Origin of the sequence: Runella defluvii (assembly GCF_014195535.1) — a bacterium.
Classification (GTDB): domain Bacteria; phylum Bacteroidota; class Bacteroidia; order Cytophagales; family Spirosomataceae; genus Runella; species Runella defluvii.
Genome location: NZ_JACIBY010000005.1, coordinates 373,396 through 385,728 on the forward strand (window position 1 = coordinate 373,396; position 12,333 = coordinate 385,728).

7 protein-coding genes are annotated in these 12,333 nt (G+C 47.1%); 5 read left to right on the plus strand and 2 right to left on the minus strand.

From position 1 onward, the window contains the following. Window positions 1-25: 25 nt before the first annotated feature. Window positions 26-4,999, plus strand: coding sequence for a hypothetical protein (locus tag FHS57_RS14220; protein ID WP_183974677.1), 4,974 nt, complete (start codon window positions 26-28; stop codon window positions 4,997-4,999). 392 nt (window positions 5,000-5,391) lie between these two features. Here FHS57_RS14220 and rnr read toward each other — a convergent pair whose 3' ends face one another. Continuing rightward, the gene (gene rnr / locus FHS57_RS14225) at window positions 5,392-7,728 is read right to left on the minus strand and encodes a ribonuclease R (protein ID WP_374757999.1); all 2,337 of its coding nucleotides are present in this window, start codon (window positions 7,726-7,728) and stop codon (window positions 5,392-5,394) included. A gap of 112 nt (window positions 7,729-7,840) precedes the next feature. Between rnr and FHS57_RS14230 the strand changes: the two genes are divergently transcribed. From FHS57_RS14230 to FHS57_RS14240, 3 genes are all read left to right on the plus strand, one after another. Then, window positions 7,841-8,176, plus strand: a complete 336-nt coding sequence (locus FHS57_RS14230) for an arsenosugar biosynthesis-associated peroxidase-like protein (RefSeq protein ID WP_028525823.1) — start codon at window positions 7,841-7,843, stop codon at window positions 8,174-8,176. 29 nt (window positions 8,177-8,205) lie between these two features. Next, on the plus strand, window positions 8,206-9,267 hold the full coding sequence (gene arsS, locus FHS57_RS14235) for an arsenosugar biosynthesis radical SAM (seleno)protein ArsS (protein WP_183974680.1): 1,062 nt from the start codon (window positions 8,206-8,208) through the stop codon (window positions 9,265-9,267). Between the two features lie 98 nt (window positions 9,268-9,365). Continuing rightward, a complete protein-coding gene (locus FHS57_RS14240) occupies window positions 9,366-10,634 on the plus strand; it encodes a sterol desaturase family protein (RefSeq protein WP_183974682.1) in 1,269 nt (422 codons plus the stop codon). Here the strand turns inward: FHS57_RS14240 and FHS57_RS14245 are convergent. Next, on the minus strand, window positions 10,604-11,557 hold the full coding sequence (locus FHS57_RS14245) for an aldo/keto reductase (protein ID WP_183974685.1): 954 nt from the start codon (window positions 11,555-11,557) through the stop codon (window positions 10,604-10,606). The two genes, FHS57_RS14240 and FHS57_RS14245, sit on opposite strands and share 31 nt — an antisense overlap. Before the next feature lie 69 nt (window positions 11,558-11,626). On the opposite strand from FHS57_RS14245, the gene FHS57_RS14250 reads away from it, so the two are divergent. Next, window positions 11,627-12,331, plus strand: a complete 705-nt coding sequence (locus FHS57_RS14250) for an SDR family NAD(P)-dependent oxidoreductase (RefSeq protein WP_183974687.1) — start codon at window positions 11,627-11,629, stop codon at window positions 12,329-12,331. Window positions 12,332-12,333: the final 2 nt, after the last annotated feature.

Sequence of the window (12,333 nt, forward strand, 5' to 3'; positions counted from 1 at the left end):
GGTTTCGACAAATTCCGCAGATACTATGAAACGTTTTACGCCCTACTTCATCGTTTTTTTATGGCTTACAGGGTTGGTTCTTCACGCTCAAGTCGTCAAACTTTCTGACGACCCTGCGCAGTTTATAGCCGACGTGCAGAAAATGATGGCTGCAAGCGGCAACCCTACCTATCTCAAAGCTGCCAAAAACCTCGAAACCCTTTGGCTGGACAGTCGTTTGACGCAAGCGCACCAAAAAAGTATCGTTACCCTTACCAAACGCATGGTAGCGAAAGGATATAAACCTACCACACCTCATTTTGAGCAGTTTTTCAACAGTTTTTACGCGGCTTTCAATGGAACACACGCCAATCCTAACGAAGTAGATGGCTACCTAACCACCACCACCCAAGCCGTAGAAGCATACGATACCAAAGCGACTTTAAAGTATTTTGAGACAGCTCGCAATCTGTTTGAGAATCGCCTGATTTATACCTCGAATTTCAATCGCCTTTACGCGCTCGAAGGAACGTTTAGTTTCCGTTTTAGTGACGTCAATTCTGAGCTTATCAAGACCGTAGAGTCGGCAAAAAACAGTGCAACCAACGATGGTTGGGGAGCCGTAACCGATACTTCAAACGCCGTCACCCTGCTGCCTGCTTACGAGAAAAAACCTCTACCTGACGTTTCGGGAGCCATTATTGAATTCAAGAACACCAACCTCGTTATGCTCACCGCCAACGACTCGGTGCCTATTCTGCAAACCAGCGGAAAATTGGCCATTCGCGAAGGAAACTGGGTTGGCATGGGTGGAAAAGTAAGCTGGGAAACAGCAGGCGCACCCGATATCTTTGTCAACCTGAGTGCCTATAGCTTTAATGTAGGACTTCCTAAACTCGTGACCGACGACGCCAAACTCCAATACGGCGCCAAGCTCAATGCTCCCGTCGAAGGGGTATTTGAATACGAAAGCAAACGACGCACCAAAGGCCAACCTTCGCCCTATCCTCGTTTTATTTCGTACCGCAACGACGCCCAAATCAAAGGATTAAGCAAAAATATCATGTACCAAGGGGGAATTTCGCTGGTGGGTCAAAAAATGACCAGCGCTTCCTTGAGCCAATCCCCCTCAACGGTGATGGTCAATTACAACGGAAAATTGGCGTTCAAATCGAGCAGCCGCCACTTCGACATCACCGATTCCTTGATTACCTCCCCCATCGCTACCTTCACTAGCTACATGGGCACTGATTCGCTGCATCACCCTGGCGTTCAGCTTTCGTACAGCGAAGCCACGGGGACAGTCAAAACGCAACCCGCTTCGGTCAAATCAGGCTTTCACTATACACCTTATTCCGATTCGTACCACAAAATGTACATCGACGCAGAAATGCTTCGCTGGAATTTCCCCAAAAATCAAATTGAGTTTTTGCGTATTTCGGGAAAAAACGTCGTTCCCATTTCGTTCGAGTCGTTTAGCTATTTCAAACCCGAACGCTTCCGTGCCATGAACGAGCAGTCGGGTTTTCACCCGCTGCAAATGGCGTCAAACTACGTTACCAAACAAAAAGTAACCAGCTTTGCCCCCGAAGAAGTTGCCCAGTTTTTCAAACGCGACATGAACGCCGTACGCTCAGCTTTTATGCAACTATACTACGACGGCTTTCTGTCTATCGACCCTAAAAATGGTCTTTTCCGCTTTACCAATAAAGGAGCTTTGTACGTGATGGCTAACAACAAACAAGCCGATTTTGATAACTTCAAAGTCTCGTCGTTGTACCCTGCCAACAACGACATCGCCAACGCTAGCATCGACCTCAAAGACAATGTATTGACCATTAGGGGTGTTGAAAAATTCACCATTAGTGACTCGCTCAAAATCGTCGCTTCGCCTTCGGACAAAGAAATCAAGGTGCTCAAAAACCGCGATTTTCGCATGAATGGTTTGTTGGTTTCGGCCAACTTCCGCTTCAATGGCCGCGATTTGATGTTTAATTACGACAAGTTTTTTGTTGATTTGAACAAAATTGACAACATCACGTTCGTGCCAAAATCAGCCTACGACAAAGGAAGCAATACCGAAGTGGGTGGTGATATTGTGTATGAAAAATCAGGACGGATTTATCTAAATGACCCTAGTAATAAATCGGGGGGACGTAAAAACTCCATTTTTCCGCGCTTGCACGTCCCCGAAGGGATGACGGTTTATTTTGATCAACCTGACCGTGGAAATTTCAAATACGACCGCAAAGTTTTCTTTAAAATTCCGTCGCTCGACTACGATAGCCTTGGTCTTCAAGACATTGTATTTATCGGAACGTTCAACTCCAACGGTATTTTCCCTACCTTCCAAGCCGAACTCCGCTCCATGCCCGACAACTCGCTGGGTTTCAATTACATTCCACCCGTCACGGGCTATAAAGTGTATGGCACCAATACCGTCGTGAAGTTTACCAAAGAACTTGTGATGGACAAACAAGGGTTACGTTCGCAAGGCGAAATTACCCACTTGAGCGCGCGTATTCCTACCGAGAGCCTGTTGTTTATGTCAGATTCGTTGATTGCCAACGGCGCGCAGGCCGAAGTCAAAGAGGCAACCATTGGTAAGGCGTATTTCCCTAAGGTGGATTTGAGAAATTTCACCCTACGCTGGACGCCAAAAGCCGACAGTATGTCGCTGACAACCAAGGGAAATACCTTTAATTTTTACAACGGAACCACCAAGCTTGACGGGCGGATTGTGCTTCGTTCGACGGGTTTGTACGGAAAAGGGCTACTTCGCCGCGACGACTCAGAGCTTACTTCTCAGGACATCAAGTTTAATAAAGAAGGTTTTTTTGCGGGCGAATCGCAGTACAAAATTATCTCGGCTACCAATGCCACCCGCCCCGTTTTGTTAGGCTCTAATGTGGACGTGGACTTTAACCTTGTAAAGGGATTGGTCGGTATTTCAACCAGTAAAAATACGCTGGAAAACCCGCTTATGGAGTTCCCATTTGCCTCATATCAAACCTCTATCAACCGCGCTCAGTGGAACATCAACGCCAAAACCATTGCCATGAAAGGCGATGTGGCCACTTCCACCTTTACCTCCACTGCTCCCGAACAAGCAGGGTTGACGTTTAACGGTTCTTCGGCCTTGTACGAAATCGAAAAAATGACCCTCAACATTGGCGGTGTTCCATTTATCAAATCTGCTGATGCGAAGGTATTGCCCGATAAAGGACTTGTGGTGATTCACCGCAACGGCGAAATGACACCTTTCAAAAATGCGCGCTTGGTCCTTGATACCCTCAACGAATACCACCGACTCAAAAACGGTAACATCAAGATTGAATCACGCACGAAGTTTACGGGCGACGCCACTTACCTTTATACTACCGTCTCAAACGACACCATTCCTGTCAAAATGGGGAACTTTAGTCTGCGCCAAGGCGTAGCAGCGTCGTCGGGTAGCAACCGCACTGCGCCTTCCAAAGAAAAGACTTCTTACACCGTGGCCAAGGCCGAAATTGTGGAGCTCGACAACTTTGTGGCCGCTCCTCGCCTGCAATACAAAGGCGCTATGACCATGCTCGCCCCCGAACCGAACTTACAATTTGATGGGTATGTCAAGCCTATTCTCAAAAAACGCCCCGATTTGGTCGCATCTTGGATTCCGTTTAAAGAAACCCCGACCAAAGACGTAGCCCTCAAAGTGACACCTGCCCTCAAAAACGAAGCAGACATGCCTATTTCGGTTGGGTTGCATTATCGGGCAGGTACTGATGGATTGTACCCAACGTTTTTATCGGGCAAAGAAGCGCGTAACGACCAGATTATCTTTGAAGCCTACGGGCTTTTACGCTTTGATGATAAACTAAAAGCGTTTCGTGTGACGCCCGAAACCAAAACCGCCGATGAGCTAGTCGATGAAGAAAATGCTTATACTTTCAACGACACGAAAGGCACTATTTCGTATTCGGGTAAAATCAGCCTCATCAACGACCGCAGCACCAAAGAAGCCGAACAGCTCTTTATGATTTCGGGGGGAGTGCAGGCCAATATCGACAGCAGTACGTATCGTTTCAATACCCTCATGTCGCTCAACTTCCCTGCAAACCGTGAGATTATTACCAAAGCGGCAGAAAACCTTGTTCAAACCAACTTAGACGAACAAAACAGCGACCCCGCCGAACCGAGTATCGAGCGGTTGGGTAATAAATTGGCCGCACTCATTGGTCGCAAAGCCACCGACGGCTACATCAGTCGCAGTGCTGCTGCGTACAAGCCGCTGTTTGATGCTTCGCCTAAATTCAACAGTACACTCGTTTTATCGAACGTCAATCTTCGCTGGTCGGCGCCTCAAAATGCGTTTTATAGTGTGGGTAAAATTGGGGTCTCCAACCTTGGCAATACCGACATCAACGCCGAGCTAGAAGGTATGGTGGAAATTCGTAAAAATGCCCGTGGCGACGAAGTGAGCATCTACATCGAAGCATCCGAAGATGTGTGGTATTATTTTGATTGGCAACAAGACAAACTTGCCGTTGTGTCGTCGGTGCAGGAAATTAATGATTTGATTTCGGTTAAATCAAAAGATAAAAAAGACGGTTCTATTCTGCCAATTGGCTTTGAAGAACGTGACTTGTTTGTGGATCGTTTTACGGCGTACTACCGTCCGAAAGTGAAAAAACCGTTGGCCAAAGATACCAAAACCCCTGCAAAAGGTGCTCCTGCGAAAACCACTGCGCCATCGACTGCGTCAAAATCAACGCCTGCTGCTACTCAAAAAGCAACGACGACGACGCCTGCCGAAGAGCCTGAGGAGGAGGAAGTAAAAGTGGCAGATAAGACTACCAAACCTACCACCAAAGACACTAAAGCAACAACGGATCCGAAAGCAAAAGATACCAAAACGGCAGCAAAAACGACAGCTACTGACCCTAAAGCAAAACCTGGTGCTAAAGTAGCGCAAACGCCACCTGCCAAAACCCCAACGAAAAAGAAAGAGAAGGAAGAAGAGAAAGAAGGGTTCTAAACAATCTCGCCCCGAGGTTAGTTCGGGGCGAAACAAACGCAAAACCTTCCAAGTTTTGAAAACTTGGAAGGTTTATTTTTTCCAGGGCTACAAAGGTTTCGCCTCTCCGAGGCTGTTTTAAGTAATAAAGCAAAAGTTTTAGAGTAGTTCAAAGCCGCCTCGGTAGAGGCACAACATTTGTAGTAGCAGCAGGAGTTTTTTTTAATTTTTGCTTCGGTGAAGCATAACAAAGCATCTAGTTATGCTTCCGCACAGGCGGCCCTGTCCGAAGCAAAAGGGTTTCATGGATGCCCCCTCTACTACTACAAAGGTTGCGCTTCCGCACAGGCGGCCCTGTCCGAAGCAATATAAACTACTAACACACTAAAACTTTTGCCCAACTACTTAAAAAACTATTTGCGGCGCTTTTCCTTCGTTCGAGGACGTTTTTCTTTCACACTTCCTCTACCACGGCCACGCGCAGGCAATGCCGAAACAACATTGGAAGTAGTTTCTGCCAACGTCAAATCCATGCTTCGGCGCGAAATATTCGTGTCTTTGACTTTTACTTTCACCGTATCTCCAAACGTGTAAAAACGCTGCGTGCGCTTTCCGACTAGTCGGTAGTTTTCTTTGTCTAGTTCGTAAAAATCATCGTTCAGGTCGTTCATTCTGACCAATCCTTCCGATGCCGTTTCGGTAATTTCGACAAACAAGCCAAATTCGGTAACGCCCGTAATAATCCCGTCCCAAACGCGCTCAGGGTCCATCGAGGCCATAAATTCCACTTGCTTGTACTTGATACTTGCCCGTTCGGCATTGGCGGCCAATTGCTCCCTCGACGACGAATGTTTGCAAGCAGGCTCGTATTCGGCTCGGTCGGGCGATGGCTTTCCGTCCAAATAATGCTGCAACAAACGGTGCGCCATCATATCGGGATAGCGGCGAATCGGCGATGTAAAGTGCGAATACCGACGAAAAGCCAAACCAAAGTGGCCGACATCTTCGGTGCTGTATCGCGCTTTGGCCATGGTGCGAATCGCCAATTGTTCGAGTGCGTTTTGTTCAGGTTTCCCCTCCAAATCCGACATCAATTGATTGAGCGACTTGGCCACTACTTTTTCATCGTCGAGCTTCATTTTATAGCCTAACCGACCCGCGAAGGCGGCAAACATCCGCAGCTTTTCCATGTCGGGCTCCTCGTGAATCCGATAGACCATGGTATTGGGCTGCTCCTTGTTTTTCGATTTTCGGTAAATGTATTCGGGTACGCGCTTGTTGGCCAACAACATAAATTCCTCAATCAGCTTGTGGGCGTCTTTGCGGATTTTGGTGTAGAGCCCCAACGGCTTGCCATTTTCGTCCAACCTAAACTTCACTTCGGTGGTTTCAAAATTGACTGCTCCTTTGGCAAAACGCTCATCTCGAAGTTTGTAGGCCAACTGATTGAGCAAGGTAAGTTCTTTAGCAAAAGGCCCTGCCTCTTCTTCTCCGCGCGCGGTCGCTTCAAGTACTTCTTGTGCTTCCTCGTAGGTAAAACGTTTGTCAGAATGAATCACGGTACGGCCAAACCATTCGTTGACGATTTTGGCGTTTTCGTTTAACTCAAACACCACCGAAAACGTCAATTTATCTTCATTGGGGCGCAATGAACACAAGTTGTTGGATAGTTTTTCGGGCAACATAGGCACCGTTCTATCCACCAAATACACCGACGTAGCACGGGCATACGCTTCCCGCTCCAACGCCGTGTTAGGACGTACGTAGTGCGAAACGTCCGCGATGTGAACCCCGATTTCGAAATGACCATTTTCCAACAACTGAACCGAAAGTGCATCGTCAAAGTCTTTGGCATCGGCAGGGTCAATGGTAAACGTTGTCACGGCACGCATATCGCGACGGCGCTTTATTTCGTCGTTTTCTATCACCTCCGAAATCGCATTTGATTCCGCTTCTACATCTTCAGGAAACTTATAAGGTAACCCAAACTCCGCCAAAATCGCGTGCATTTCGGTTTCGTGAGCTCCTGCTTTGCCTAATACTTCCAGCACTTCTCCTTCCATACGACGCGAGCGCGTTGGGTACTGCGTAATTTTCAGCAACACCTTGTCTCCGTCTTGCGCATTGTTGAGTTTGGCCTCAGGAATATACACATCGTCATAAATGCGACGGTTGTCCAACACCACAATGCCGTACTTAGGCCAAAGTTCGACTTCACCCACCAGTTCGACCCGTCCACGCTCTAAAATCTCTTCCACTCGGCCTTCGCGGCGGCGGCCACTTCGGTAATCACTCAAAAGTTTTACCCGAACGGTATCGCCATCAATTGCTCCCCGCAAATCGTCGGAATCCACCCAAATGTCGGTATTTTCTAACTTAGGCTGCTCGCTTGATTTTTGGGTATCTAGTACGATAAAGGCATAGTTTTTATTGACGTGTTCGACTTTCCCGATAAACACATTTGCGTTTTCGTTGGTCGCATACAGCCCTTCTTTCGTTCGGATTACTTTACTTTCTTCCACAAGCTCATCGAGCAATCCATTGAAAATAAGCCGAAGTTTTGGGTCATCGGCATCAAAATGACTGTGAAGTTCATGCAATTCAAAAGGTCGCTCGGTATTGATTTCAAAAAAAGTAGCAATCTCGGATTTGAGTTCATCCAAAAACGAGACTATTTGTCGATGCGTACGTCCCCCTTGTTTCTTTTTGGGGCTACGCGTTTTCTGTGATTTTTTCTTCATACTTTTCATACTTCTACTCAAATTAACCATTTTTTTCCGAAAATCATTGCATTTCCCTAGTTTTTCAAACCAAAACACCTCTATTTGCGTAAATAAGTAAACACCCAAGACATTTTAAACTATGGCATCGTACTACAACTCTGAAGACCTTAAAAAATTTGGCGCCATTGGCGATTTTGGTGCAAAAAATTTAGCGCAAGATTTCTTCAAATACTACGGCGACGTATTTGCAGAAGGCGCTCTCACCTCTCGCGAAAAATCACTCATTGCTTTGGCCGTAGCCCACGTGCTCAAATGCCCCTATTGCATTGATGCTTACACCACCGACACCCTCGAAAAAGGCTGCTCAGAAGACGAAATGATGGAAGCCGTACACGTAAGTGCTGTGATGGCCGCAGGTATTACCTTGGTACACAGTACTCAAATGATTAACAAGGCGAAAGAAGTCACGATGTAATTGTTGCAGGTTTTATTCTCCCCATTTTCATGAATCCCGTCAAATCTCTCAAGGCACAAAAACACGAACTCGGAAACACCCAGTACCAGCTTGATGTACTGAACGATTCGGGAAAATTAGGGCATCACTTTCCCTTATTTCAGGAAAAACTCGCGCCCATCGGTTTGTTTCCGTTGAAACCCACGCAAATTGATATTTTTCAAATCAATGTGGGGAAAATGTGCAATCAAGTGTGTAAACATTGCCACGTGGACGCAGGTCCCGATCGCAAGGAGATTATGACGCAAGACACCATGCAGTTGTGTTTGGATGCCTTGAAAAAGCACCCCTTCAAAATCGTTGACCTCACGGGAGGAGCCCCCGAAATGAACCCTCATTTTCGATGGTTTGTGGAGCAAATTCGTGAAATTAGTCAGGAAATAAAAATCATTGTTCGCTGCAACCTTACCATCATTTTGGCCAACCCTAAGTACCACGACCTGCCCGATTTCTTTAAACAGCATCAGGTGGAAGTGGTTTCTTCGTTGCCATTCTATACCGCCAACCGCACTGATTCTCAACGCGGCAATGGCGTTTTTGAAGATTCTATCAAAGCGCTTCAGCTCCTCAATGCCGTTGGGTATGGACAAGAAGGTTCGGGCTTGACCCTCAACTTGGTCTATAACCCTGCGGGCGCTTTTTTACCAAGCGGACAAGCGGGGCTGGAGCGCGAATTTAAGCGGGCACTAAAAACCAAATTTGGCATTGACTTCAACAGCCTTTTTTGCATCACCAACATCCCCATCAGTCGCTTTTTGGACTATTTGTTGGTGAGTGGCAACTACGGTTCGTACATGGAAAAGCTCGTCAATGCGTTTAATCCCGTAGCGGCTAGTAACGTCATGTGCCGCAACACCTTGTCGATTGGCTGGGACGGCTACTTGTTCGACTGTGATTTTAACCAAATGCTGGATTTAAAAGTAACAGGCTCAGTAAAGCACTTAAAGGACTTTGATTTTCAACAACTTACCGAACGAGACATCGTCATCAACCAGCACTGCTACGCCTGCACCGCAGGGGCGGGAAGTAGTTGTGGTGGCGAAGTGGCTTAAATTGTCCAAAAATTGTTGACTCTTGAAAAAAGTCAACAATTTCTTACATTTGTGATTAAAAACAGTATGCTTGCATAATTTGTTAGAAAAATCACCCAATGGAAACCTACGGACGCATTCTTCTCATTGCCATGCCCATTTTTTTGGGCTTAGTTTTACTCGAAAAACTGTACGGATGGGCGGTAAAAAAGCACCCGTTCCGTACGATGGACGTACTTTCTAGCCTTAGTTCTGGCTACACCAACATCATCAAAGATGTGCTGGGCATTAGTGTTTCGATTCTGACTTACGGCTATATGGTCGAACATTGGGCGCTGTACAAAGTAGAATCTACGATTTGGGTCTATATCATCGCTTTCATTGCCCTCGATTTTTCGGGCTATTGGGTACACCGCTTGAGCCACCAAATCAACTTTTTTTGGAACAAACACGCCATTCACCACAGCAGCGAAGAGTTTGACCTGGCCTGTGCCTTGCGCCAAAGCATTTCGTCGTTTGTCAATTTATTTACGATATTTTTGCTTCCTGCTGCGTTGCTAGGCGTTGAGCCAAAAGTCATTGCGATTGTCGCGCCGCTGCATTTGTTTGCCCAGTTTTGGTACCATACCATTTACATTGGTAAAATGGGCATCTTAGAACACATCATCGTGACGCCCTCGCACCACCGCGTACACCACGCCATGAACCCCATTTATTTGGACAAAAACCATGGGCAGATTTTTATCATTTGGGATAAACTCTTTGGTACGTTTCAAGAAGAACTCCCCGACGTACCGCCTGTTTATGGCATCACTCGGCCCGTTCAGACGTGGAATCCCATCAAAATCAATTTCCAACACTTGTGGCTATTGATAAAAGACGCCTATCGGACAAACAATTGGAAGGATAAAGTTCGGATTTGGTTTATGCCAACAGGCTGGCGCCCTGCCGACGTCATCGAACGTTATCCCGTTTACAAAATCGACGACCCGTACCACTTCCAAAAGTACGCCCCAGAGGCTTCGGTAGCACTACGGACGTGGACGTGGATTCAGTTTTTGTTCACTTTTGCGCTCATCAATTACTTCTTTATCAACATTGCCAAAATAGGTACGCCCAACATTTTTGTCTATGGTGGCTTCTTATTTTTGTGCGTTTTTGCCTATACCGAACTCATGGATAAAAACCCCTACGCTTGGGCGTGGGAAGCGCTCAAAAACGCCATTGGGCTGTTTTTGATTTACCAAAACGGCTGGTTCGGAATGTCAGAAACCATGCCTTGGGGCACCGTAGTACTGGCGAGTTACTTTGTACTTTCGAGCATTGTGGTAGCGTTGTTTGCACGGTCGCTGACTTTTTATTCATCCCAAAGGCTTTCCAATGTATAATCAGACCCTTCTAAGCACCAAAAATTGCCTTTGATGTAACGGTACTGCAAGTCTAACTCCCGCAGGGTTTTCATTTCTTGCTCGGTTAGCTCAATGTCGGCAGCGGCTAAGTTTTCTTGCAAGCGTCCTGCGTTGACTGACTTTGGAATCACGGACGTTCCCCGATTGACTGCCCACGCCAGCATCAACTGCGCGGCCGAGCAGCCGCGTGCTTGCGCCAAAGTACGAATTACTTCATTTTCAAATAATTTAGGTTCGCCGTCCACAATCCGATTGGCAGGTCGGTCTGACGAGCCTAAGGGGCAATACCCCGTCAAAACGATGCCGTGCTCGCGGCAATAGTCCACCATGGGCCACTGTTGCAAAAACGGATGCAGTTCCAGCTGATTCACCTCAGGACGAACGCCCGTGGCGGCAGTTACCTCTTCCAGCTTTTTGATGCTGAAATTGGACACCCCGATGTGGCGCGTCAGTCCCATTTCTTTCAAAACAATCATTTCTGCCCAAGTTTCTGAAAGAGGAACGTCCGTCAGACTGAGCATGTCCTCGCCTGTTTGGGGATAAGCTACCTCTCGTTTGAGCGCTACGGGCCAATGAATGAGGTACAAGTCGAGGTAGTCGAGCTGTAAATCTTTTAAAGTGGTGTTGATGGAAGGCAAAATATGTTGTTTTTCGTGGCTGTTGTTCCAAAGTTTCGACGTAATCCAGAGGTCTTCTCTTTTTACCGTTCCTTCGTTCATTGCATCCGCAAACGCCTGACCGATTTCTTGCTCATTGCCATACACTAAAGCGCAGTCAAAATGCCGATAGCCAATCTCAATAGCGGTCTTTACGGCCGTATATACTTCTCCCTTGGCCGATTTCCACGTCCCAAGCCCCAAGGCGGGCATTTTGTCTCCGTTTTCAAAAGTTAAGTAGTTCATTTCAAAAGTAAGTTATCTTAAAACCATCCACTGGCGCTATGAGTTAAATATAGCAAACTCCTTTTTCTAATGTCATTTCAAGGAAAAAACATTCTTATCATCGGGGCAAGCTCTGGAATTGGCCTTGCCATTGCCCAAACCCTTCAAGCCGAAGGAGCCTCGTTGTTTACGGCTTCACGCCGCGCACCGCAGGGTATTCAAAGTCAACATAGTACGTGGGATGTCACTCAGCCCGTTGAAGGTCTTTTTGACGCATTACCCGATACCCTTCACGGCCTTGTGTATGCCCCAGGCAGTATCAATCTCAAACCTTTTCAGCGGTTTTCGTTGGCTGATTTTCAGGCAGATTTCAACGTCAATGTCTTAGGAGCCGTCGCCGCGATTCAGGCCAACCTTGCCCGACTTCGTAAAGCAGGCGGGGCATCCATTGTGCTTTTTAGTACGGTTGCCGTTCAAACGGGCATGGGTTTTCACGCGTCGATTGCCACGGCCAAAGGAGCCGTAGAAGGATTGACTCGTTCGTTGGCGGCGGAGTTGGCCGCCACCAAAATCCGTTGCAATGCCATCGCACCATCGCTAACCGACACGCCGTTGGCGGCCTCATTGTTGTCGAGTGATGAAAAACGAGAGGCTTCCAACAAACGCCACCCGATTGGACGCGTGGGTACGCCCCAAGATTTGGCCGCCGTAGCGAAGTTATTGCTTTCGGACGAAGGTAGCTGGATTACGGGACAGGTTCTCAACGTAGATGGCGGAATGGGACGATTGAAGTAATC

Excerpts from the sequence above, each read along its gene's own strand:
- rnr (WP_374757999.1), bottom strand. The coding sequence starts at position 7,728 with ATGAAAAGTATGAAGAAAAAATCACAGAAAACGCGTAGCCCCAAAAAG.
- FHS57_RS14230 (WP_028525823.1), top strand. The coding sequence starts at position 7,841 with ATGGCATCGTACTACAACTCTGAAGACCTTAAAAAATTTGGCGCCATT.
- FHS57_RS14220 (WP_183974677.1), top strand. The coding sequence starts at position 26 with ATGAAACGTTTTACGCCCTACTTCATCGTTTTTTTATGGCTTACAGGG.
- FHS57_RS14250 (WP_183974687.1), top strand. The coding sequence starts at position 11,627 with ATGTCATTTCAAGGAAAAAACATTCTTATCATCGGGGCAAGCTCTGGA.
- FHS57_RS14240 (WP_183974682.1), top strand. The coding sequence starts at position 9,366 with ATGGAAACCTACGGACGCATTCTTCTCATTGCCATGCCCATTTTTTTG.
- arsS (WP_183974680.1), top strand. The coding sequence starts at position 8,206 with ATGAATCCCGTCAAATCTCTCAAGGCACAAAAACACGAACTCGGAAAC.
- FHS57_RS14245 (WP_183974685.1), bottom strand. The coding sequence starts at position 11,557 with ATGAACTACTTAACTTTTGAAAACGGAGACAAAATGCCCGCCTTGGGG.